This window comes from Mycolicibacterium sp. XJ662 (assembly GCF_053484035.1).
Genome location: NZ_JBEFTL010000002.1, coordinates 270,695 through 293,965, shown reverse-complemented (window position 1 = coordinate 293,965; position 23,271 = coordinate 270,695). Strand labels below are relative to the sequence as shown.

At 67.7% G+C, this 23,271-nt stretch carries 21 protein-coding genes, 1 pseudogene and 1 riboswitch; of the genes and pseudogenes, 10 read left to right on the top strand and 12 right to left on the bottom strand.

The features are described 5' to 3' along the window. The first annotated feature begins 1 nt into the window (after position 1). Positions 2–1,042, top strand: a complete 1,041-nt coding sequence (yhjD, locus tag ABQE93_RS08705) for an inner membrane protein YhjD (protein WP_448406939.1) — start codon at positions 2–4, stop codon at positions 1,040–1,042. Here yhjD and ABQE93_RS08700 read toward each other — a convergent pair. Then, complete coding sequence (locus ABQE93_RS08700; RefSeq protein WP_448406940.1) at positions 1,039–1,587, bottom strand: TetR family transcriptional regulator; 549 nt, start codon at positions 1,585–1,587, stop codon at positions 1,039–1,041. The genes yhjD and ABQE93_RS08700 overlap by 4 nt on opposite strands. 191 nt (positions 1,588–1,778) lie before the next feature. On the opposite strand from ABQE93_RS08700, the gene ABQE93_RS08695 reads away from it, so the two are divergent. Both ABQE93_RS08695 and ABQE93_RS08690 read left to right on the top strand, forming a co-directional pair. Beyond that, positions 1,779–2,912 (top strand): phosphotransferase, encoded by a 1,134-nt coding sequence (locus ABQE93_RS08695; protein WP_448406941.1) that lies wholly within the window; start codon positions 1,779–1,781, stop codon positions 2,910–2,912. Positions 2,913–2,955: 43 nt separating this feature from the next. Beyond that, on the top strand, positions 2,956–5,436 hold the full coding sequence (locus tag ABQE93_RS08690; RefSeq protein ID WP_448406942.1) for an Ig-like domain-containing protein: 2,481 nt from the start codon (positions 2,956–2,958) through the stop codon (positions 5,434–5,436). Positions 5,437–5,441: 5 nt separating this feature from the next. Here ABQE93_RS08690 and ABQE93_RS08685 read toward each other — a convergent pair whose 3' ends face one another. The 4 genes from ABQE93_RS08685 to ABQE93_RS08670 form a co-directional block, all read right to left on the bottom strand. Beyond that, a complete protein-coding gene (locus tag ABQE93_RS08685) occupies positions 5,442–5,759 on the bottom strand; it encodes a DMT family transporter (RefSeq protein WP_448406943.1) in 318 nt (105 codons plus the stop codon). Positions 5,760–5,771: 12 nt separating this feature from the next. Beyond that, positions 5,772–5,835, bottom strand: a riboswitch (guanidine-III (ykkC-III) riboswitch). Between the two features lie 20 nt (positions 5,836–5,855). After that, the gene (locus ABQE93_RS08680; protein WP_448406944.1) at positions 5,856–7,076 is read right to left on the bottom strand and encodes a D-alanyl-D-alanine carboxypeptidase family protein; all 1,221 of its coding nucleotides are present in this window, start codon (positions 7,074–7,076) and stop codon (positions 5,856–5,858) included. 89 nt (positions 7,077–7,165) lie between these two features. Next, positions 7,166–8,545, bottom strand: a complete 1,380-nt coding sequence (locus ABQE93_RS08675) for an aspartate aminotransferase family protein (protein WP_448406945.1) — start codon at positions 8,543–8,545, stop codon at positions 7,166–7,168. Continuing rightward, positions 8,542–9,063, bottom strand: coding sequence for an Lrp/AsnC family transcriptional regulator (locus tag ABQE93_RS08670; RefSeq protein WP_448406946.1), 522 nt, complete (start codon positions 9,061–9,063; stop codon positions 8,542–8,544). Before ABQE93_RS08670 ends, ABQE93_RS08675 begins: the two co-directional genes overlap by 4 nt. 238 nt (positions 9,064–9,301) lie before the next feature. Between ABQE93_RS08670 and ABQE93_RS08665 the strand changes: the two genes are divergently transcribed. Next, positions 9,302–10,237, top strand: a complete 936-nt coding sequence (locus ABQE93_RS08665) for a sigma-70 family RNA polymerase sigma factor (protein WP_448406947.1) — start codon at positions 9,302–9,304, stop codon at positions 10,235–10,237. Here the strand turns inward: ABQE93_RS08665 and ABQE93_RS08660 are convergent. After that, positions 10,176–10,817 (bottom strand): annotated as a pseudogene (locus ABQE93_RS08660) (carboxymuconolactone decarboxylase family protein); the annotation flags it as partial. The gene ABQE93_RS08665 and the pseudogene ABQE93_RS08660 sit on opposite strands and share 62 nt — an antisense overlap. Before the next feature lie 91 nt (positions 10,818–10,908). Here ABQE93_RS08660 and ABQE93_RS08655 point away from each other — a divergent pair. The 3 genes from ABQE93_RS08655 to ABQE93_RS08645 all read left to right on the top strand — a co-directional run bounded on the left by ABQE93_RS08655 (position 10,909) and on the right by ABQE93_RS08645 (position 14,357). Continuing rightward, positions 10,909–11,586, top strand: a complete 678-nt coding sequence (locus tag ABQE93_RS08655; protein ID WP_448406948.1) for a hypothetical protein — start codon at positions 10,909–10,911, stop codon at positions 11,584–11,586. Between the two features lie 141 nt (positions 11,587–11,727). Further along, positions 11,728–13,215 (top strand): serine/threonine-protein kinase, encoded by a 1,488-nt coding sequence (locus ABQE93_RS08650; RefSeq protein ID WP_448406949.1) that lies wholly within the window; start codon positions 11,728–11,730, stop codon positions 13,213–13,215. A 14-nt stretch (positions 13,216–13,229) separates the two neighbouring features. Further along, positions 13,230–14,357 carry a BTAD domain-containing putative transcriptional regulator gene (locus ABQE93_RS08645; protein ID WP_448406950.1) on the top strand — a complete coding sequence of 376 codons (1,128 nt, stop codon included), beginning with the start codon at positions 13,230–13,232 and terminating at the stop codon, positions 14,355–14,357. Positions 14,358–14,405: 48 nt separating this feature from the next. On the opposite strand, the gene ABQE93_RS08640 is transcribed toward ABQE93_RS08645, so the two are convergent. The 4 genes from ABQE93_RS08640 to sdhC are packed head-to-tail and all read right to left on the bottom strand — an operon-like array spanning position 14,406 to position 17,865. Further along, on the bottom strand, positions 14,406–15,185 hold the full coding sequence (locus ABQE93_RS08640; protein ID WP_448406951.1) for a succinate dehydrogenase iron-sulfur subunit: 780 nt from the start codon (positions 15,183–15,185) through the stop codon (positions 14,406–14,408). Beyond that, positions 15,185–16,939 carry a succinate dehydrogenase flavoprotein subunit gene (gene sdhA, locus ABQE93_RS08635; RefSeq protein ID WP_448406952.1) on the bottom strand — a complete coding sequence of 585 codons (1,755 nt, stop codon included), beginning with the start codon at positions 16,937–16,939 and terminating at the stop codon, positions 15,185–15,187. The genes ABQE93_RS08640 and sdhA overlap by 1 nt, the downstream gene beginning before the upstream one ends. 3 nt (positions 16,940–16,942) lie before the next feature. Continuing rightward, the gene (locus tag ABQE93_RS08630) at positions 16,943–17,365 is read right to left on the bottom strand and encodes a succinate dehydrogenase hydrophobic membrane anchor subunit (protein WP_448393141.1); all 423 of its coding nucleotides are present in this window, start codon (positions 17,363–17,365) and stop codon (positions 16,943–16,945) included. Between the two features lie 59 nt (positions 17,366–17,424). Then, a complete protein-coding gene (gene sdhC, locus ABQE93_RS08625) occupies positions 17,425–17,865 on the bottom strand; it encodes a succinate dehydrogenase, cytochrome b556 subunit (RefSeq protein ID WP_448406953.1) in 441 nt (146 codons plus the stop codon). Between the two features lie 226 nt (positions 17,866–18,091). On the opposite strand from sdhC, the gene ABQE93_RS08620 reads away from it, so the two are divergent. The 3 genes from ABQE93_RS08620 to ABQE93_RS08610 all read left to right on the top strand — a co-directional run bounded on the left by ABQE93_RS08620 (position 18,092) and on the right by ABQE93_RS08610 (position 21,021). Continuing rightward, on the top strand, positions 18,092–18,502 hold the full coding sequence (locus tag ABQE93_RS08620) for a cytidine deaminase (RefSeq protein ID WP_448406954.1): 411 nt from the start codon (positions 18,092–18,094) through the stop codon (positions 18,500–18,502). A 135-nt stretch (positions 18,503–18,637) separates the two neighbouring features. Then, entirely contained in the window at positions 18,638–19,936 is a 1,299-nt protein-coding gene (locus ABQE93_RS08615) for a thymidine phosphorylase (protein ID WP_448406955.1), read from the top strand. Then, positions 19,933–21,021 (top strand): adenosine deaminase, encoded by a 1,089-nt coding sequence (locus ABQE93_RS08610; RefSeq protein WP_448406956.1) that lies wholly within the window; start codon positions 19,933–19,935, stop codon positions 21,019–21,021. The genes ABQE93_RS08615 and ABQE93_RS08610 overlap by 4 nt, the downstream gene beginning before the upstream one ends. On the opposite strand, the gene ABQE93_RS08605 is transcribed toward ABQE93_RS08610, so the two are convergent. After that, entirely contained in the window at positions 21,018–21,974 is a 957-nt protein-coding gene (locus ABQE93_RS08605; protein ID WP_448406957.1) for an NAD(P)H-dependent flavin oxidoreductase, read from the bottom strand. The genes ABQE93_RS08610 and ABQE93_RS08605 overlap by 4 nt on opposite strands. Next, on the bottom strand, positions 21,974–23,269 hold the full coding sequence (gene satS, locus ABQE93_RS08600) for a protein export chaperone SatS (RefSeq protein WP_448406958.1): 1,296 nt from the start codon (positions 23,267–23,269) through the stop codon (positions 21,974–21,976). The genes ABQE93_RS08605 and satS overlap by 1 nt, the downstream gene beginning before the upstream one ends. Positions 23,270–23,271: the final 2 nt, after the last annotated feature.

Below are 23,271 nucleotides of genomic sequence, written 5' to 3'. Positions count from 1 at the left end.
GATGACCGAGCCAGACACAGCCACCGAGCCGGACAAACCCGGCGTCATCGACCGGATGCGCACCCGCTACGGCTGGTTTGACCACGTTATGCGCGCGCAGGAGCGCTACCGCGACAGCAAGGGCGACTTCTACGCCGCGGGCGTCACCTATTTCACCGTGTTCGCGCTGTTCCCGTTGCTGATGGTGGGATTCGCGGTCGGCGGTTTCATCTTGGTCAGCCAACCCGACCTGCTCGCCGAGGTCGAGGAGCGGATCCGGGCGGCGGTGTCTGGTGATGTCGGCGACCAGTTGGTCGAGCTGATGGAGTCGGCGATCGCGTCGCGTACCTCGGTCGGCATCATCGGCCTGGCCACCGCGGCGTGGGCGGGGCTGGGTTGGATGGCCAACCTGCGTGAGGCGCTGAGCCAGATGTGGGGTCTGGCGCGGCAGAACACGAAAGGGTTTCTGCGCACCAAGGTCTCGGATCTGCTGGCCATCCTCGGGCTGTTCCTCGCCATCGCCGTCACCGTCGCGCTGACGGCGCTGGCCAGCTCCGGCCCGATGCAAAAGGTCCTGGAATGGGTTGGGCTGGAGCATGTTCCGGGTGTCGGTGTGGCGTTGCGCATAGTGTCGGTGCTGTTCTCGTTGCTGATCAGCTGGCTGCTGTTCACCTGGATCATCGCCCGGTTGCCGCGGGAATCGGTGAGCTTTCGCAGCGCGGCGCGAGCCGGGTTGTTGGTGGCGGTGGGGTTCGAGGTATTCAAGCTGGTGGCGACGATCTACCTGCGCTCGGTGGTCACCGGTCCGGCGGGTGCGACGTTCGGTCCGGTGCTGGGGTTGATGGTGTTCGCCTACATCACCGCGCGGCTGATCCTGTTCGCGACGGCGTGGGCGGCGACGGCCAAGGAGAACATGGCACCCGCACCCGTTTTGCCGCCTGGCCGCGCGTTGATCGCCCCGCGCGTGCAGGTCCGCGAAGGTCTGGGAGCGGGCGGTGCATTGACCGCGGCCGCATTGGGAGCTCTTGGGGCGCTGGGACTTTCGCGGCTGACCCGCCGCTAGTCGCTGACTGCCGATTGGGGTTTCGCGTTTTCAGCGATGGCCAACGCGCGCTCCGTCATCTGTTGAAGCTGTGCCAGGTCGGCGTTTCCATGTCGAGTCCAGTGCCGGAAGGCGGCGAAGACCGCCCCAGCGACCATGGCTGCGGTGACCGCCGCATGGAGTTCGTCAGAGCCGGTGGTGGTCAAGATGTGCCGCTGTATCTCACTGGCCAGCCGTCCCTGGACGCGTTGCAGGTGCACATCGATCTGTTCATCGCTGAGCTGGTTGCGTAGATGCGCCGCCTCAGTGACCACCCGATGGTCGTAGGGAAAAGCGGCTGAGGCATGGCGTACGGAGTCGGTCAGCGGTTCACCGCGTGGCCGTACTTCGAGAGCGCGCCGGAACCAGTCGATTTGATCGACGTACTCGGCGAAGAGGACCTCCTCTTTCGAGGTGAAGTAGCGATAGAAGGTCCGCTCCGTGACACCGGCGTCGGCCGTGATGTCGGCAACCGAGGTTGCGGCCACCCCGTTCGCGGTGAACCTCTTCAGCGCGGCATCGATCAACGCGCGCCGGGTGAGCGTTCGACGGTCTGGGCGCGGCTCCTGCGGTGGCACCTGGCGATCATACCGCTGATGTCATTCAAGACGTTATGATGTCAATATTGACATTTGGACGTCAGAAGTGTCATTGTGGCCGCATGCCTAACCCTCCGGATGTGTCGGCGTCAATGTCGTGCTAGCAAAAGGCGACTCCGATGTTCGGTGAGGGCCGGTGGTGGCGCGCCGCAGGCCTTCTCACGCCGGTCCAGATGGTGGCCGACCGGGTCTTGCCGACCGCGTCGGTGCCGCGGACTCCCGACCAGGTCAGCGCGGAATGGCTCGAAGGTGCCGTGGGTCTACCCGCCGGTTCCATCGCCAAGATGGCCATTCGCGATGTCGACCATGGAACGTCGCTGCGGGTGCAGGTGGAAATCGGGGGGTCGTGGGGAAACCAATCCCTGTTCATCAAGCACACACCCGTTCGGGTGCCGGCGCGCATATTCAACCTGGTGGCTGGGCTGAGCCGCAACGAGGTCGCCTTCTACCGGCACCTCGGCGGCGAGATCTGCTGCGCACCAGACGCTTTGGTGGCCTCATTTGATCCACTCACCGGCCGCTCCATCATCGTTCTTCCGGACTTGCGCGACGACGGTTTCGTCTTCCCGACAATGACAACCGGTTGCGATGCCGACCAGGCGGCTTCGGCTATCGAAGCCCTGGCGGACCTGCACAGCAAGTACGGGCACCCCGGCAATGTGTCGGGTCAGCTTCGCCCGAGCGCTATTCACCACGTCGTCACACCACTCTTGTGCCGGTATGTGGGCCGCAATCCACGTCCGCTGGCCCACCTGGTGCCCGATGACCTGGCAGCGCAGCTGCCGCTTCTGGCCCAGCGCCCCGGCGACACCGCCAGGTTGTTGAACGGCGTTGGGCAGACGCTGATCCACAACGACACTCACGTCGGCAACATGGCCTTCTTGCGTGATCGCGCGATCTTGGTCGACTGGCAGCTGTGCGCATCGGGTGTTGGGCTCAAGGACGTCGCGTACTTCCTGGCGACGTCGGTGAGCCCAGACCTGCGTCGATCGCACGAACGGGACCTGCTGACGGTCTATCTCGATGCGATGGAGGCCGGCGGCGGTCACCCGCCGAGCTGGGACGAGGCTTGGCGGGCGTACCGCATTCTTGCCATCGCCGGATATCTGGCTGCGGCCGCGACGGCGTTGTCCGGCGACCGGCTGCAGGACCCCGCCAACGCCCGTACCGGAATGCAACGCGCGGTTGCGGCGCTCAGGGATCTCGAGTCGTTGCGGGCCTTGAAGCACGCCCTCGAGGACGCCAAGCAGTGACCACGGAAGATTCATTAACTAAGTACGGGGACAAGGAGATTCGATGAGCGACAAGCAATCAATGTCAGGGTATGCGAGGTTCGTCGGCCGTGTCGGTGTGCTCGCGGTCATACTCGGAGTCGGTTCGGTGCTCACCAACCCCGGGATAGCGATCGCCGACACCGAGAGTGCTTCGTCAGCCGACACCTCGTCGACCGACGCTGGCGCCTCCACCGAGTCGACAACGGGTACTGCATCCGGGGAATCGACGTCGACATCGGAACCCTCCTCGGAGGAGTCGTCGGCCGCGTCGTCCATCACGTCGGCCATCACGTCGGCCATCGAATCGTTCACGAGGGGCGTGCAGGCGTCTGGTGGGGCCAATACGAGCGTCAGGACCGGCGACGAGGCCACCGACATTGACAGCGGCACCGAAGAATTCGCCGACTCCACCGAAGCGGAGGTCGACGACGAGGAATCGACCGAGGACACTGCGGTGGAGGAGGGCGACGACCCCGAACCGGAGACGGGCGGGCCGAGCGGATCGGACCGGAGTTCTGAGGCCACTGCGGCAACAGACGACACCACCCAGGACAGCATTGCCACCGTCTCCGCCGCCACGGTGCGCAGCGTCGACCCGCAGACTGCGGTGACCGTCACGGTCACCGACGATGAGCAGACCGCGCTGCAGGCGCCGGCGATGGAGTTCACGACGCTCACCGAAGCGCCGAAGCAGTCCGAAACCCAGATCACTGCCTCACAACCGGTTTCGAGTGCGTCCAACCTACTCGCGGCGCCGGTGCGGTTCGTGACCGGCTTGGTATCCACGCTGTTGGCCACCAACCCGCTGATGGCCAACAGCCCGGTCGCTCCGCCGACGTCAACGTCGTTGTGGGCGTTGCTGGGGTGGGTGCGCCGACAGATCGAGTACACGTTCTTCAACCACACACCGACCACCAGCTACGACGCGACGCAGAACAGTCAGACCTTCAACGGGGTGATCCTCGGCAACATCAACGCCGCCGACGCCGACGGTGACAAGCTGACCTACACCGTCACCAAGGCGCCTGAGCACGGCAGCGTGGTGCTCGATTCCTCTGGCGGTTTCAGCTATGTGCCCACCAGCGAGATGGCCGCCACCGGAGGTACGGATACCTTCACGATCACCGTCGACGACCGCCCCGGAAATCCGCTGCACTTCCACGGCCTGGCCACCTTCTTCAAGCCCAACGGTGGGGCGACCACCCGAGCCGTCGTGTCGGTGACGGTGGACCCGGTGAGCCCGATCGGGACCGAGGCTCAGATCAGGCTCGAGCAACTGGCGACGCAGATCGCGAATTCACCTGAGGTGCAGGCGATGCGGGAAACGATGCGGCAGCACTGGCTCACCGTGGCGGAACAGAAGTATGCGGCGATCGGCGGCGTCGACGAAGAGAGCCTGAACCGGCTGGAAGAAGCCCTCGACGAGTTCATCCTCGGGGTGGCGATGCGCGTGGTGAACACCGACGCGGCGCGTCCTGAAGTGCTCACCATCGCGCTACCGGAACACGAGTGGTACGGCATCAGCACCGCCAGCGGACGCTGGTTCTACGACAACCCCGACTCGGTGTACCGGGTCATCCCGGTGGCCAGCGGCTCGTCGTACGTGATCACCGGCCGCTACGTGGGAGAGCGGCCCCTTGACGGCAACCTCTCGGTCTACACGGACAACAGTGTCTATGCGCCCGCGTCGAACCTGGCGTTCGAAGACATCGAAATGGCCGCCGACGGCACGTTCACCATCACGGTCGACTCGACGCCGGCCAACGGCCGGGTCAACCACATCCAACTCGCGGACGGGGCGAACCAGATCGTCGTGCGGGAGACCCTGGGCGACTGGACGGCAACCGCGGCATTCCTGGAGGTCACCCGCGTCGGCGGCCCTGCGCCGGGACCGGCGAAGACCTATGACGAGCTTGTCGACGATGCGGTCGCTCTGCTGGTCAACGACGCCGTAAACCTGTACCGGCCGGAGACCGATCCGGCGATATACCAGCCGGCCAACGTATTGCTACCGCCGATCACGTTGCCGGGCACTTTGATTGGGCAGCGGCAGAGCTGGGGACATTTCGTCTTGGGTGAGAACGAAGCTTTGGTCGTGACCATAACGCCCGGCGACGCCGGCTACTTCACGATCCCGGTGACCGATGTCTGGATGAAGTCGCCGAACTATTGGGATCACCAGAGCAGCCTGAACTCCGAGCAGGCCATCGCCAACGCCGACGGCACCTACACGATCGTGGTCTCCAAGACCGACCCTGGCGTTGCCAACTGGGTCGACACCGTCGGATTGGATATGGGAACGCTGCTCGTGCGGTGGCAGGTGCCTGGTGCGAACCCCGACGGCGGTGACCCGACGGTCAGCGCGCAGGTGGTGTCACTGGATGACCTCGACACCGTGGTGCCAGCGGAGACGGTGTGGGTGACGCCCGAGCAGCGGCAGCAGCAGCTTGACGCGCGCAAAGCTGCGTTCAGCCAACGCTTCTCGCCGTTCGTGCAGGCATAGCGCCGCTAGTCGCTGACGAGCTGCAGGCCGACGATGCACCCCACGACGCCCAGCAGCAGGGCGACTTTGATCGGCGTCGCGCTCTCGGCCCCGGTGGCCAGCGAGTAGACGACGGCAAGGGAGGCGCCGACGCCGACCCACACCGCGTAGCCGGTGCCGACCGGCAGGTCGCGCAGCGCGATACCCAGACCGCCCATCGAAATGATTAGCGCCACAACGAATATCGCGACGGGCACCGGTCGGCTGAACCCCTCGGATTTGCTCAGCGCAACGGCCCACACCGCTTCGAACGCACCGGACACGATCAGGATGACCCAGGCCATCACACACCTCCGTCGGCGCCGTCTTGTCGCTGGCCGGGTACGGCGCCCCTCGTCCGGTGTCGGTTGTCGACCCTCACGACGTTAGCAAGCCCGCCGTCAGTGCTGCGGGCGGCGATTGAGCGACCGGGCGCCCATGATCAAGCTGAACACGATGACGGAGCCGACCACACCCACCCCGACCCGCACCGGCATGGCGTCCACGTCGGAGAGCATGGGCGAGGCGTTGACCCCGGCCGCGGTGCCGTCGGCCGCCGGTTTGCGGCCCAGCAGTGCGGGATCGGGTTCGATCAGCGTGCCCACTTTGGTGCCGGGCGGGGTTGCGAAGCCGTAGTCCAACAGCCGCGCCGCCTGCTCCCACGGGGCGATCGGCTGGCGGGTGCCGCGTAGCAGCACCGCGACCAGGCGGCGGCCGTCCCGGTCGGCGGCGCCGACGAACGTCTGGCCCGCGTCGTCGGTGAACCCGGTCTTGCCGCCGATCGCGCCGGGATAGTTGTTGAGCAGCCGGTTGTCGTTCTCGATCGGATAGCCGACGTCGCCGCGGCCGGGGAAATCGAAGCTGCGGGTGGCCACGATGTCGGTGAACACCGGGTTCTGCCAGGCGTAGCGGTAGAACAGCGCCAGGTCGTAGGCCGACGTGCTCATCCCGGGCCCGTCCAGCCCGGACGGGGTGGCCACGCGCGTGTCGTGGCCGCCGAGCTTGCGCGCCAGGTCGTTGAGCTTGTGCAGCGCGGCGTCCATGCCGCCGAGCTGGGTGGCCAGCGCGTAGGCGGCGTCGTTGCCGGAGTACATCATCAGCCCGTGCAGCAGGTCGTTGATCGAGTAGTGCCCGCCGGGCCCGACGCCGACCTTGGTGCCTTCCTGCGCCGCGTCGTCGGGCGTGCCGGCCACCACCCGGTGCAGCGGGAGGTCCTTGATGGCGGCCATGGCCGTGAGCACCTTGATGACGCTGGCGGGCCGGTGCCGACCGTGCGGATCCTTGGCGGCGATGACGTCACCGGTGTCGAGGTCGGCGACGATCCACGCCTCGGCGGAGACGTCGCCGGGCACCGGCGGTGTGCCGGGTGCGGTGATCACACCGCACCCCGAGAGCGCGTCGCCGCCCAACGGGGTGGCGGGCACCGGAAGCGGGGCGGGCGGATCCTGGCCCGGTTTGGGAACTTCGGAGAGATCGACCGCCGGGGGCGTCGTCTCGCGGTACGGGCACGTGTTTGCTTCAGGGGCCGCGTCGGGGGCGGCGACGGCCTGGGCCGGCATCGCCACGACCGCCAGTACGCCCAGCGTGGTCGCCAGCTTGCAGAGCAGTCGAGAGGTCCGCATCGTGAGCGCAGAGTAGGCCCTGCGGGCCCGCAGTCAGCGGAGGCGCGCTGTGACTAGAGCGTCAGAAGTTGTAATTGTGACCTTAGGGGTTATAGCCGGCGGCTGGCTTCGGCGAGCACGGCGCTAAGGATGTCGTAGATCGCGTCGAACTCCTTTTGGCCGCTGATCAGGGGTGGCGCCAGCTGCACCACGGGGTCGCCGCGGTCGTCGGCGCGGCAGTACAGCCCCGCCTCGAACAGCGCAGGCGTCAAGAATCCCCGCAGCAAGCGCTCGGACTCCTCGTCGCTGAACGTCTCCCTGGTGGTCTTGTCCTTGACCAACTCGATGCCGTAGAAGAAACCCTCGCCACGCACGTCGCCGACGATCGGAATGTCGTAGAGCTTCTCGAGCGTGGCACGCAGCGCGGGCGCGCTGCGCTTGACGTGATCGTTGATGCCTTCGCGTTCGAAGATGTCGAGGTTGGCCAGCGCCACCGCCGAGGACACCGGGTGCCCGCCGAAGGTGTAACCATGCGCGAACGTGGTCGTGCCGTCGTTGAACGGCTCGAACAGCCGGTCGCTGGCGATCATCGCCCCGATGGGGGAGTAGCCCGACGTCAAACCCTTTGCGCAGGTGATGATGTCGGGCACGTAGCCGAAATCGTCACAGGCGAACATCGAACCGATGCGGCCGTAGGCGCAGATCACCTCGTCGGAGACCAGCAGCACGTCGTACTCGTCGCAGATCTCGCGGACGCGCTCGAAATACCCTGGCGGCGGCGGGAAACAGCCACCGGCGTTCTGCACCGGCTCCAGGAAGACGGCCGCGACGGTATCGGGTCCTTCGAACTCGATGGCTTCGGCGATGCGCTCGGCGCAGTACTGTCCGAAGGCCTTCTCGTCGTCTTGATACGGCGCGGGCGCGCGGTAGAAGTTGGTGTTCGGGACTCGAAAGCCGCCGGGGGTCAGCGGCTCGAACGGCGCTTTGAACACCGGAAGGCCGGTGATGGCGAGCGCGCCCTGCGGGGTGCCGTGATAGGCCACCGCGCGCGAAACCACCTTGTGCTTACCGGGTTTGCCGGTGAGCTTGAAGTAGTTCTTGGCCAGCTTCCACGCCGACTCGACCGCTTCACCGCCGCCGGTGGTGAAGAACACCCGGTTCAGGTCGCCCGGCGCGTAGCTGGCGATCCGTTCGGCCAATTCGATCGCGGTCGGTGTCGCATACGACCACAGCGGGAAGAACGCCAACTGCTCGGCCTGCTTGGCGGCGGCCTCGGCCAGCTCGGCGCGTCCGTGGCCGAGCTGCACGACGAAAAGTCCTGACAGCCCGTCGATGTAGCTCTTACCGTTGCTGTCCCAGATCGTGACGCCGTCGCCGCGAGTGATGATCGGTGGCGTGATGCCTGCGCCGTGGCGGGCGAAGTGACACCACAGGTGCCGGTCAGCTTTGGCGGCCAGATCGGATGTCGTCTCGCGATCGACGATTGTCATCTTGTTCCCCAATTATATTGCTGTTTGATGAGTTTCAGATACATCAACGTCTCGGTGGAGGTGACTTCCGGTAGGGTGCGGATCTGGGTGTTGAGCAAATCGAGCAGCCCGTCGTCATCGGCACACACCACCTCGACGATGACGTCGAACGAACCCGCGGTGAGCACCACGTAGTCGACGGAGTCGATCGCGGCCAGCTTCTCGGCCACCTTGGTGGTGTCACCCGTGGCGCGGATGCCGATCATGGCCTGGCGCGCGAACCCCAACTGCATCGGGTCGGTGACCGCGACGATCTGCATGACGCCCGCGTCCACCATGCGCTGCACGCGTTGGCGTACCGCGGCCTCCGAAAGCCCGACCGCCTTGCCGATGCCTGCATAGGAACGCCGCCCGTCCTGCTGCAGCTTCTCGATGATCTGCTTGGACAGCTCGTCGAGCTGAAAGGCCGCGCCCGGGCGGGACTGGTTGACCCGAAACGACACGGGCCCGACGCGGTGCATCGGACCCGGGCTTGCCATGCACAAGATTGTGCACGGAATCCGTCGTAGCAGGCAACCATCGCAATGAAAATGCGCGTAAAAGGCGGTGTTTGCAGTGGATCGCGTAGCCCGCGCGGCCGACGGTGGTGCGGTGCGGCAGGCCACCGACACCGAGTACGGTCGGCGCTGCGGGCTTCGGCCAGGATTTGAGCGACCTCACCGGGCCGTCGACAAGGATTGGCACCGAACAGTTTTCGCGAACCGCTAGACTCGCCTCATGACCGCCAGCACGCGGGTCGACGAGTTCGAGAACCTACGGCCGCACCTGTTGGCCGTGGGCTACCGGCTCACCGGAACCGTCGCCGACGCCGAGGACGTCGTCCAGGATGCGTGGCTGCGCTGGAATAGGGCCGGCGACGACGTCGACGATCTGCGGGCCTGGTTGACGACCGTGGTCAGCCGGCTCAGCCTGGACCGGTTGCGCTCGGCCGCGCACCGCCGCGAGACCTACTTCGGTGAGTGGCTGCCCGAACCCGTTGTGACGCCGCTGAACGGATCCGATCCGCTGGCGGCCGTCGTCGCGGGCGAGGACGCCCGGTTCGCGGCGATGGTGGTGTTGGAACGTCTCACCCCCGACCAGCGCGTGGCGTTCGTGCTGCACGACGGCTTCGACGTGCCGTTCGCCGAGATCGCCGACGTGCTCGGCGTCAGCGTGGCGTCGGCGCGGCAACTGGCGTCGCGGTCGCGGCGCGCCGTGGCGGCCGCGCCCCCTCCGGTCGCCGACGACACCCACAACGAGGCGGCCGCGGCGCTGATGGCCGCACTGGCCAGCGGGGACATGGAAGCCGTTGTGCGCCTGCTTCATCCGGACGTCACCTTCACCGGCGACTCCAACCGCAAAGCCCCGACGGCCCCGCGGGTCATCCACGGCCCCGACAAGGTGGCGCGGTTTTTGTTCGGGCTGGCCCGTCGGTACGGGCCGGGCTGGCTGTCGTCCAACGAGTTGGCGCTGGTCAACGGTCAACTGGGCAGCTACACACCGGGCCTGCCCGCCGCCGAGGGCTATCCCGAACTGACGCCGCGGGTAACGGCCATGGCCGTGCGCGACGGAAAGGTCTGCGCCATATGGGATATCGCCAACCCCGACAAGTTCACGGGTTCACCGCTGGTTCGTCCGTCGCCCACGGCACCCGGCACGCGTCACCAGAGTTGAAACCCTGCTCGGTGATGCCCAGCGCGGAATACATGCGCGCACGCATGTTCTCGACGCCGATCTGATACGTCAGCTCGATCACGCCGGCGTCGCCGAACCGGCGCTTGAGGTCCTCGACCTGATCGTCGGTGATGGTGTGCGGGTCGGTGGACATGGCGTCGGCGTAGGCGATGGCGGCGCGTTCGTCGTCGCTGAACAGCGGTGAGCTGGCGTACTCGTCCACGTGCTTGAGCCGGTCGACGTCGAGGCCGTCGAGGCGTTGCAGCATCGAACCGAAGTCGACGCACCACGAGCAGCCGACGGTGCGCGCGGTCCAGAAGACCGCGAGCTCCCGCACGCTGACGGGCAGCTTCTTGGAGCCCGACTGCAGCATGCCTTCGTGCACGACGTTGGCCAGCATCAGCCGCGGGTGCTGCGCCGCGACGGCGAACGGTTCAGGCACCTCGCCGAAGCGCCGCCTGGCGATCCGGTAGAGGAGTTTCGTCAGCAGCGAGGCCTGCTGAGGTGCGACGGGTGCGATACGGGTCTTCTGTGCGTTCTCGGTCATATCCCTTAGACGACGCAGCCCCCCGGTATGTGACACGGGCTCTCCAAGAATCCGCCAAGGGGTCCGCTTCAACCTTTCTTCCGGACGACGCGCCGAGGAGGCGCACGAAAGAAAGGCAACGCTGATGAGGAAGTTCTACGAGATGGCGCGCGCGGCGGTGATCGCCGCGCTGATCGCAGCCGCCGCCCTGGGGTTGGCCGGTGGCATCGCCGCGGCGACCGTGTACGGCGACCCCGTCGACGCCGCCGGCTACTGGGTGCAGCAGAACCTCGACGACTGCTCGCTGATGGCCACCGCCGACGTGGTGGGCCAGCTGACCGGATACCAACCCTCCGAACTGGAGATCGTGCACCTGGCCGGGTCCACGCCCAGCGCCCACCACGACGGCCCCGTCTATCTCCCGCCGAGCGATCCCGACGACCTCGACTCCGGGCGCGGCACCGACTCGCGCGACCTGCCACTTCTGTTGGCGCATTACGGCATCCGTTCGATCTACACCGACGACGATGTCGCCGAGCAAGTGGGCGTGCCGACCGGCTTGCCGGCGTTGGCGGCCGCGCTGGCCGCCGGGCACAAGGTGATCGCCGGCGTCAACGCCGAAACCATCTGGGACGTCGACGGCGATCGCAGCGTCGGCAACCACGATCTCGTGGTCACCGCGATCGACACCGACGCCGGCGTCGTGCACCTCAACGACAGCGGAACCGAAGACGGCGCCGACGAGCAGGTGTCCATCGCCACCTTCGAGCGGGCCTGGCGGACCAGCGACCACGACATGGTGGTGGCGCTGCAAGCCGCGTAACGCTGCGGCACCGATGGCGGGCGGCCCGACCGGGTTTGCCCGCTATCGGCGTGTCCACCGGCACAGGTAGTACCGTTTTCAACCAGCCAAGGAGGGGACGCCGCCCACCATCGACACGATGCGGGCTCGAGGAGAGTGGCAATGGACGACACCCCGCAGGACTCGCGGGTGGGCACGCGGTTCGGCCCGTACCAGATCACGCGGCTGATCGGCCGCGGCGGGATGGGGGAGGTCTACGAGGCCGAAGACACCGTCAAAGGCCGCACAGTCGCCTTGAAGCTGCTGCCCGACGCGCTTTCAGGCGACCCGGTCTTTCGCGAACGCCTCCAGCGTGAGGCCCGATCCGCCGGGCGCCTGCAGGAACCGCACGTGGTGCCGATCCACGACTACGGCGAGATCGACGGGCACCTCTTCGTCGACATGCGGCTGATCGACGGGATCGATCTGCGCACCACGCTGCAACGCAACGGGCACATGGCCCCGGCGCAGGCGGTCGGGCTCATCCGCCAGATCGCCGCGGCCCTGGACGCCGCCCACGACGCCGGCGTTATGCACCGGGACGTCAAACCCGAGAACATCCTCGTCACCGGCGACGGCTTCGCCTACCTGGTCGACTTCGGCATCGCCAGCGCCACCACCGACCGCACGCTGACCGAAAAGGGCACCGCGATAGGCACATACGCCTACATGGCGCCCGAGCGCTTCAGCAGCGAACCGGTCACCCACAGCGCCGACGTCTATGCGCTGGCGTGCGTGTTGCACCAGTGCCTGACCGGTGCGCAGCCCTACCGGGCCGACAGCGTCAGCATGCTGATCACCGCGCATCTGATGGAGCCGCCGCCGCGGCCCAGCCAGGTGCGCCCGGGTGTCCCGCCCGCGTTCGACGCCGTCATCGAGAAGGGCATGGCCAAGCGCGCCGAGGACCGCTATGCCAGCGCCGGTGACCTGGCCCGCGCCGCCGAGGCCGCACTGGGCCCGCCCGACAGTTCGGCGCACCCCACGGTCGCCGCGGCCGCGTTCGCCCCGGCGTCGCGGCGCGGCGGGCGGCGGCCGTGGGTGATCGGCGGCGCGGCGGCCCTCGTCGTGGTGGTGGCGCTCGCGGGCGTCGTCACGTGGCTGGTCGCACGATCACCGGGCAACGCATCCGGGATGTCGGAGACGCTGACGATCACCCGCACCGTCGCGCGCGGGCCGCGCACCCCGATCGACACCACCGCCGCGCTGACCGCACACGAACGCAAGCTGCTCAACATGGTCCCCAACCCGGCGACGTGCACGCCCAACAAGCTGTGGACCGACGCCCTTGCGGCCGTGGACTGCGAGCCGGCCGCGACGGGCGACGGCCACGACGCGGCGTTCTTCGCGTTGTACGGCGACGCCGACACCCTGGAAAGCCAGTTCCAGGCGGTCATCGCCGACGATGTGCTCACTGCGTGCCCTGGCGCCGACGAGTCGCCCACCAACTGGAACTACGACGACGCCAGCGACGACCCCGAAGGTTCGCTGGCGTGCGGCACGTTCGACGGCAACGCCGAGCTGGTCTGGACCAAGACCGCCGACCTGCTGCTGGGCACCGCATCGGGCACCGAGCTGAACGGGCTCTATCAGTGGTGGGTCAACACGGCGTGAACGATCGGCTGCACATGGCGGGCTCTGGCGTCGGTTTCGGGGTGTTGGGACCGTTGCAGATGTCCATCGACGGTGTCGACGTCTCAGCCGGAACACCCAAACAGCGTGCGGTGCTGGCGATGTTGGTCATCAACCGCAACCGTGCCGTCGGCGTCGACACGCTGATCGGCGCGGTCTGGGGCGAATCGTCACCGTCGGCGGCGCGGGCCAGCCTGCATTCGTATGTGTCCAACCTGCGCAAGATCATCGGCCGGGCCGGGGTGGATCCGCAGACGACGCTGGCCAGCGCGCCGCCGGGCTACCGACTCACCGTCGCCGAAGACGCTTGTGACATCGGCCGATTCGGTGCGGAGAAGGCGGCCGGGGTGCACGCGGCGGCGACGGGCGACTTCGAGCGTGCGGGCGGGCATCTGAGCGCCGCGCTGGCGCAGTGGCGCGGGCCGGTGCTCGACGACCTGCGCGACTTCTCGTTCGTCGAACCGTTCGCCACAGCGCTCGTGGAGGAACGGCTGGCGGTGGTCATCGCCCGAGCGGAGGCCGAACTGGCCTGCGGCCGTGCGGGTGCGGTGATCGGCGAACTCGAGATGCTGGTGGCTGAGCATCCGTACCGAGAACCGTTGTGGGCGCAGCTGATCACCGCCTACTACCTGGACGAGCGGCAGTCCGACGCGCTGGAGGCTTATCGGCGGCTGCGGGTTTCGCTGGCCGACGACCTCGGTATCGACCCGGGCCCCACCGTGCAGGGGTTGTACGAGCGGGTGCTGCGCCAGGAGCCGCTGAACGCGCAACGGTCGGCGCGCAGCGCTGCCGTCGCCGCCGAAACCGTGCTGGACCAACGCACTCAGGTCGACGGCGGCACATCATCGGCGTGGTTGGTCGAGGCGTCCGGACACCGCCATCCGTTGCAACAGGTGGCCACCCGCATCGGCCGGTTGCCGGACAACGACATCATTCTCGACGACGCCAGGGTCAGCAGACATCACGCCGCGATCATCGACACCGGAACGGGTTGGGTCATCAGCGATCTGCGCTCCGCAAACGGGATCGAGGTGCGGCACAGCCGGGTCCGCGGCAGCGCACCGCTGGCCGACGGCGATCAGATCCGCATCTGCGGGCACGTCTTCACCTTCGCGCTGGGGTGATTTCGGTGCGCAAACATGCGCTCACCGCTGGTTAGCGCACCGAAATCACTAGCGGGCGAACATCAACGCGCGCTTGACTTCCTGGATGGCCTGGGTGACCTGGATGCCACGCGGGCAGGACTCGGTGCAGTTGAACGTGGTGCGGCACCGCCACACCCCGTCGACCTCGTTGAGGATGTCGAGACGCTCGGCGGCGCCCTCGTCGCGGCTGTCGAAGATGAACCGGTGCGCGTTGACGATCGCGGCCGGACCGAAGTAGGACCCCTCGACCCAGTACACCGGGCAGCTCGTCGTGCAGCATGCGCACAGGATGCACTTGGTGGTGTCGTCGTAGCGTGCGCGGTCGGTCTGGCTCTGAATGCGTTCGCGCGTCGGGGGATTGCCGCTGGTCATCAGATACGGCTTGATGGCGCGGTAGGCGTCGAAGAACGGCTCCATGTCCACCACGAGGTCCTTCTCCACGGGCAGGCCGCGGATCGGCTCGATCGTGATGGTCAGCTGCTTCTTCGGGTTCTTGGGCAGCATGTCGCGCATCAGCACCTTGCAGGCCAACCGGTTGACGCCGTTGATACGCATGGCATCTGAACCGCACACCCCGTGCGCGCACGAGCGCCGAAACGTCAGCGTGCCGTCGAGGTACCACTTGACGTAGTGCAGCAGGTTCAGCAGTCGGTCGGTGGGCAGGCTCGGCACCCGGAAACTCTGCCAACCGGCCGCGTCGGGGTCCTCCGGGTTGAACCGCGCGATCTTCAGCGTCACCATCACCGCGCCCTCCGGGACGGGTGGCAGTGGCGCGTCGGTCTTTTCGACGTCGGATGTGACGGTCATCAGTACTTCCGTTCCATCGGCTCGTATCGCGTCTGCACCACGGGCTTGTAGTCCAGGCGAATGTCGCTGAGCAGATCCGTGCCCTGTTTGTAGGCCATCGTGTGGCGCATGTAGTTGGTGTCGTCGCGGTTGGGGTAGTCCTCGCGCGCATGGCCGCCGCGCGACTCCTTGCGGTTGAGCGCACCGACGACGGTGACCTCGGCCAACTCCAGTAAAAAGCCCAGCTCGATCGCCTCGAGCAGGTCGCTGTTATAGCGTTTGCCCTTGTCGTGCACTGTTATTCGGCTGTAGCGCTCCTTGAGCGCGTGGATGTCGGTCAGCGCCTGCTTGAGGGTTTCCTCGGTGCGGAACACCGCGGCGTTGTTGTCCATCGACTGCTGCAGCGCCCCGCGGATGTCGGCGACGCGTTCGTTGCCGTGCTCGGAGAGGATGTGCCCGACCCAACCGACGACCATGCCGGCCGGGTCTGGCGGCAGGTCGACGTGGTCGTGGCCCAGCGCGTAGTTGGCCGCGGCGATGCCCGCGCGGCGGCCGAACACGTTGATGTCCAGCAGCGAGTTGGTGCCCAGTCGGTTGGCGCCGTGCACGGACACGCACGCGCATTCCCCCGCGGCGTAGAGGCCGGGCACGACGGTGGTGTTGTCGGCGAGCACCTGCCCGTTGACGGTGGTCGGGATGCCGCCCATCACGTAGTGACACGTCGGATAGACCGGCACCAGTTCGTTGACCGGATCCACACCCAAGTAGGTGCGGGCGAACTCGGTGATGTCGGGCAGCTTGGCCTCGAGCACGTCGGCGCCCAGATGGCGCACGTCGATGTAGACGTAGTCCTTGTTGGGGCCGGCGCCGCGGCCCTCGAGCACCTCGAGCACCATCGAGCGCGCGACGATGTCGCGCGGGGCCAGGTCGACGATCGTCGGCGCGTAGCGTTCCATGAACCGCTCGCCGTCACCGTTGAGCAGCCGGCCGCCCTCACCGCGCACCGCCTCGGAGATCAGGATGCCGAGCCCGGCAAGACCCGTCGGATGGAACTGGTGAAATTCCATGTCCTCCAACGGAAGTCCCTTACGGAACACGATACCCAGCCCGTCGCCGGTCAGGGTGTGCGCGTTGGAGGTGGTCTTGTACATCCGGCCCGAGCCGCCGGTCGCGAACACGACCGCCTTGGCGTGGAAGATGTGGATGTCGCCGGTGGCCAGCTCGTAGGCGATGACGCCGGTGGCCACCGGGCCCGACGGTGTCTCGGTGATCGCGATGTCGAGCGCGTAGAACTCGTTGAAGAACTCGACGTCGTGCTTGACGCAGTTCTGGTACAGGGTCTGCAGGATCATGTGGCCGGTGCGATCGGCGGCGTAGCAGGCCCGGCGCACCGGCGCCTTGCCGTGATCGCGGGTGTGCCCGCCGAACCGGCGCTGGTCGATGCGGCCCTCGGGGGTGCGGTTGAACGGCATCCCCATCTTCTCCAGATCGAGCACCGCGTCGATGGCTTCCTTGGCCATGATCTCGACGGCGTCCTGGTCGGCGAGGTAGTCGCCGCCCTTGACGGTGTCGAAGGTGTGCCACTCCCAGTTGTCCTCTTCGACGTTGGCCAGTGCGGCGCACATCCCGCCCTGCGCCGCGCCGGTGTGGCTGCGGGTCGGGTACAGCTTGGTCAGCACCGCGGTGCGGGCGCGCGGGCCCGCCTCCACCGCGGCGCGCATACCCGCTCCGCCTGCGCCGACAATGACGACGTCGTAGCGATGTTCAAGAATCATTCGTCAAACCCCGATATTGGCGTCGAAGGTGACCAGGACGTATGTGCCCAGCACCAACGTGAACCCCGTGGCCAGCAACAACAGTGAATTCAGATAGAACTTGGTGACGTTCTTGCGTGAGTAGTCACCGATGATCGTGCGCATCCCGTTGGCGCCGTGCAGCATCGCCAGCCACAGCAGCGCCATATCCCAGATCTGCCAGAACGGCGACGCCCAACGCTCGGCGACGTAGTTGAAGTCGATGCGGTACACACCGTCCTGCCACATCAGCATCACGAACAGGTGGCCCAGCGCCAGAAACACCAACGCCACACCGGAAAAGCGCATGAACAGCCAGGCGTACTTCTCGAAGTACGGGATGCCCCTGGCGCGACGCGGCGAGCGGGGGTGGTCCAGCCCGGCCGGCCGGTCGTATTCCTTCTGCATCACCGGGGCGGCGCGGCCCTCACGGTGATGCGGTGTCCACTTCTGTCCGGTCGGCGCGCTCACAGGAACCGCTCCGCCATGTGCATGCCGATCACGCCGACCGCGGGGATGAAGACCGCGAGGAACACGCCGACGACGATCCAGAGCATCTGGCGCTGATAGCGCGGGCCGTGCTGCCAGAAGTCGATGAGGATGACCCGGACCCCGTTGAGCGCGTGGTAGAGCACCGCCACCACGAGCCCGATCTCCATCAGGCCGACGATCGGCGTCTTGTAGGTGTCGATGACCGCGTTGTAGGCCTGCGGGCTGACCCGCACCAACGCGGTGTCGAGGACATGCACGAACAGGAAGAAGAAGATCGTCGCGCCGGTGATGCGGTGCAGTACCCACGACCACATACCGGGATCGCCCCGGTACAGGGTGCGTCTGGGCGACGGCTTCGGTCGCGCAACCGCCTCCGAAGTGCCGCCGGACGTCACCCCGGAAGTCTGAGTACTCATCTGGCCTCCAACGTCTTCGGTGAACGCGTGGGCGTGGGTGATCGTTCGGCCGGTTTGCACTGCACACCCAACCCTCGGGGCGACTCTAAACCCAGTCGCACTACTAAACGAACTACGGTTTAGGAGTCCGTGCACCAAAAACGCGAAATTAGGGTTATCAATTTCACAGTCGCTACGGCGGCGTCAAACAGTGGAACGCATCCAGAATCGGGCCAGCGGAGGTGGCATGCCAGCCAAAATCGACTGGGAAGCATTGCGGCACAAGGCAACCGAAGTCAGCGCGCACGCGTATGCGCCGTATTCGGGGTTCGCGGTGGGCGCGGCGGCCCTAGTTGACGACGGCCGGGTCGTGGCGGGCGCCAATGTGGAGAATGTCTCATATGGTCTTGGTCTCTGCGCCGAGTGCGCAGTGGTCTGTGACCTGCATTCCGGCGGCGGCGGACGCCTGATCGCGTTGTCGTGCGTGAACGCAGCGGGTGAGCTGTTGATGCCGTGCGGGCGCTGCCGGCAGGTGTTGCTCGAGCACGGCGGCCCCGAACTGCTCATCGACCACCCGCGCGGGCCTCGAGCGCTCGGTGAGCTGCTGCCCGACGCGTTCGGCCCGCAGGATCTGGCCCGGGGCAAGGAAACCCGATGACCGCGGCCGCGAACGTGGGTTACCGGCACGGGTTTCGCGAGCAGGCGTGGCACAACCCCACATTCGGCGCGCGGCGGCGCGAAGGCGCGCGGCGGCGCGAAGCCACGCGGGGGTGCGAAGGCACCTGGAGGTGGGATGTCGCCGCCGTTTGACGCCCCGACGGTCATCCGCACCAAGCGCGACGGCGGCGTGCTTTCCGATGCGGCCATCGACTGGGTGATCGACGCCTACACGCACGGCCGGGTCCCCGACGAACAGATGTCGGCGCTGTTGATGGCCATCTTCCTGCGCGGGATGACCGGCGCTGAGATCGCGCGCTGGACGGCGGCCATGGTGGCCTCGGGGGACCGGCTGGACTTCTCTGACCTGCGCCGCGACGGTAAACCGCTGGCGCTTGTCGACAAACACTCCACCGGCGGGGTGGGCGACAAAATCACCATCGCGCTGGTGCCGGTGGTGATGGCCTGCGGCGGCGCGGTGCCGCAAGCCGCCGGGCGGGGGCTCGGCCACACCGGCGGCACCCTCGACAAGCTGGAGTCCATCGAAGGGTTTTCCGCCGAGATGCCCACAGCCCAGATCCGCCAACAACTTTGCGACCTGGGCGCGGCGATCTTCGCCGCCGGCGAGCTCGCCCCCGCCGACCGCAAGATCTACGCCCTGCGCGACGTCACCGCCACCACCGAGTCGCTGCCGCTGATCGCCAGCTCGGTGATGAGCAAGAAGATCGCCGAGGGCACCCAGGCGCTGGTGCTGGACACCAAGGTGGGCGCCGGTGCGTTCCTGAAGACTGAGCGCGAGTCGCGGCAGCTGGCCCAGACCATGGTCGAGCTGGGCACCGCCGCGGGGCTGGTGACCCGCGCGCTGCTGACCGACATGTCGACCCCGCTGGGCCGCACCGTCGGCAACGCGGTCGAGGTGCAGGAGTCGCTGGAGGTGCTGGCCGGCGGCGGTCCGCCCGACGTCGTGGAGCTGACGCTGACGCTGGCCGCCGAGATGCTCGACGCCGCCGGGATCGACGGGGTCGATCCCGGCGAGACGCTGCGCGACGGTTCGGCGATGGACCGGTTCCGCGCCCTGGTCGCCGCCCAGGGCGGCGATGCGACGCAGAAACTGCCGGTCGGCACGCACACCGAGACCGTGACCGCACCCCGAAATGGCACGATGGGGAGCATCGACGCGATGGCAGTGGGATTGGCGGTGTGGCGGCTCGGTGCGGGCCGCGCGGTCCCGGGTGAGCGGGTTCAGCCCGGCGCCGGGTTGCGCATCCACCGGCGCCCCGGCGAGCCCGTCGCCGCCGGTGAGACGCTGTTCACGCTGTACACCGAGACGCCGGAGCGGTTCGCCGGCGCGGTGGCCGAACTCGACGGCGGCTGGTCCGTCGCCGACACCGCGCCGCCCCAAAGGCCGTTGATCATCGACCGGATCACGCCATGACCACACCGCTGACCCTGGAGAACATCCGCCGCGCCCCCAAGGCGCTGCTGCACGACCACCTCGACGGCGGCCTGCGCCCGGCCACCATCGTCGAGTTGGCCGAGGCCACCGGCTACCCCGGGCTGCCCGCCACCGACGCCGACGAACTCGCCACCATCGTGCGCACGGCCGCGCACAGCGGATCGCTGGAGCGTTACCTCGAACCGTTCGCCTACACCGTCGGCGTGATGCAGACCCCGGAAGCGCTGCACCGGGTGGCCTACGAGTGCGTCGAGGACCTCGCCGCCGACAACGTCGTCTACGCCGAGATCCGGTTCGCCCCGGAACTGCACATCGACGGCGGGCTGTCGATGGACGCGGTCGTCGACGCGGTGCTGGCCGGGTTCGTCGACGGGGAAAAGGCCGCCGCCGCCGAGGGCCGCACCATCACGGTGCGCTGCCTGGTCACCGCGATGCGCCATGCCGCGCGGTCGCTGGAGATCGCCAAGCTCGCGATCCGCTTCCGCGACAAGGGCGTCGTCGGCTTCGACATCGCCGGCGCCGAGGCCGGCTATCCGCCGACCCGCCATCTCGACGCGTTCGAGTACATGCGAAGCAACAACGCGCGCTTCACGATCCACGCCGGCGAGGCGTTCGGCCTGCCGTCCATCCACGAGGCGATCGCGTACTGTGGCGCCGACCGGTTGGGCCACGGGGTGCGCATCGTCGACGACATCACCGTGGCCCCCGATGGCACCACCGAGGTTGGCAGGCTGGCATCGCTGCTGCGCGACAAGCGGATTCCGTTCGAGATGTGTCCGAGCAGCAATGTGCAGACCGGTGCGGTCGCCAGCATCGCCGAGCATCCGTTCGATCTGCTGGCCCGGCAACGGTTCCGCGTCACCGTCAACACCGACAACCGGCTGATGAGCGACACCTCGATGAGCCAGGAGATGCTGCGGCTGGTCGAGGCGTTCGGCTACGGCTGGAGTGACCTGCAGCGGTTCACGATCAACGCGATGAAGTCGGCGTTCATCTCGTTTCACGAACGGCTCGCGCTCATCGACGACGTGATCAAGCCGCGCTACGCCGTGCTGATCGGTTAACGCGCGCCAGCCCACCGGCCGAGCAGCCGCGCCGCGTCGGTGCACAGCCGCTCGATGACGTCCGCGGCGGATTCGACGGTGTCCAACACCCCGACGCCCTGCCCGGCGTTGATCGGCGCCGACCGGTGGTCGGCGGCGGCGACGGCCGCGGCCAACGCCTCGCGCTCGGCATCGCCGAGTTCGGCTTCCCTGCCGTCCCACTTATCGGCAAATGTGTTGCGCAGCACCCGTTCTGGAAGCGTGTCGGGCCACGGATAGCCCTGTGCGACGTCGAACACCCGGGTGGTCACCGTGTCGGTGTCGCGGGCATCGAGCAGCGCCTGGCGCACGGCGGGGGAAACCGACGCCTCCAGGCACGCGCTGAACGCGGTACCCACCCACGCCGCCGCCGCGCCCGCCGCCAGCACGGCCGCCACCCCGCGGCCCGACGAGATGCCACCGGCGGCCAGCACGGGTAGCCGATGGCGGTCGAGCACCGAGGTCAGCAGCGGCAGGGTGCCCACCCGCGGTGCGCCGTGGCCGCCGCCCTCGCCGCCGCGCGCGATCAGCACGTCGACGCCGGCGTCGACCGCGCGCTGCGCCGCCGCGAGGTCACCGACCTGCGTCGCGGTGATGACGCCTGCGTCGCGTGCGGGTGCCACCCAGAAGAAGTCGTCGCCGAAACCGACCGAGAGCAACGCCGGACGCGCGGCCAGCGCCGCGTCGAGCAGCTCTGGTTCGGCGGCGGCGACCCAGTCGACCAGCCCGATGCCGAACGGCGCCTCCAGTTCGGCCAGGTCACGCAACTCGGCGGTCAGCTTCGTCGCCGACGCGGAACTGCCCATCCCGAGCATGCCCAGGCCCCCGGCCCGCGACACCGCGGCGGCCAGCGCAGCCCCCGCCACCCCGCCCATCGGCGCGTTGACGACCGGGACGCGAAGACCCATCCGGGCCGACCAGTCGGTCGCCAGCATCAGCCGTAGGCTTGCTCCGGGCGCAGCCGCGACTCCACGAACGCCTCGAGCTCCTCCCACTGCGTAACGGCCTTGGCGTACGGCGCGTCGGGGCGGTTCACGCTCTTGGGATCCAGCACGTGGGCGATCAGCCGGCCCAGCGGCTGGTTCACGTTCAGGGTCTGCTCCACCATGGGGTCTTCGGCGTAATCGCCGATGTCCCTGAGCAGTTCGACCGCGAGCTCGAGCTGGTCGCGGTCCAGCGCGTCGGGGCCCTCGGCGACATCGTCGACCAGACCGGTCAGCACGTAGATGTTTTCGTCGATGATCTCGATCTGCAGCGATCCGTCGGTGGCCGCGGTGCGGATGTCGTCGTAGGTGGCCAGATCCGACAGGTCGTGGTCGTGTTCGTCGGCCAGGTAGCGCGCGAGCGCGCGTTCCGAGCCGAACACGCTGACCCGTCCGTTGCGGCCCAGAAAGACCGGCCGGTCGTCGAGGTAGCAGCGCAGCGTGTAGTAGGTGCCCGCGCTGGCCATGATCTGGACCGGGTCGATGCCCACCTTGGCCCAGAAGTCCTCGTCGCTGCCGAGCACCAGGTTGGTGGCCTGGCCGGCGAGCGCAGCAGATTCCGCGTCTTCGGCGGCGTCGGTGTCACCGGAGGCGGCTTCGGCGATGATGTCGTCGACGGGTTGCTCGTCGAAGTCGGGTTCGGGGGCGGGCTCGGCCAGCTCGGCCGCGGCCTTCTCCGAGGCCGCCGCGTCGACGTCGGGGATGGTGATCACCTCGTCGAGCGCGTCGATGACGTTGTCCCAGCCGCGGTGGATCACCGTCGAGATCTCGCCCCAGCGCTTGCGCCCGGCGCGCCCGCTGAACGCCTCGATGCCGCCGCCGATGGTGCCCAGCACCGGGTTGCCGTTGAAGAACTTGGTGATCGGCGGAAGCTCGCACACCGAGCCGATGGCCGAGACCACCGCCAGCGTGCGGTGCACCTTCGTGACCGCCTCTTCGGTGGGCTTCTTCTCGGCGAGCAGTTCGGCCACCCCGATGACGTCGAACTGGCGTTCCTCGGGCGGATCGAGCCGGTGCGCGTTGGCCTCGGTCAGCTTCTCCCACGCGGGATGGTCGTCGAGGTCGTTGTCGTTGTCGCCCCGCACGAACGCCACCATGTCGGCCACGGATTCGAACGCGTACAGGTCGTCGCCCTTACCGAGGAAGGCCTCCCACTCGTCGCCGGCATCGCGCCAGCGTGGAGCCCACAACGTGTACAGGTCACCTTTGGTCAGCCCGAGCCGGATCGGCACGATGTCAGCAGCCATGG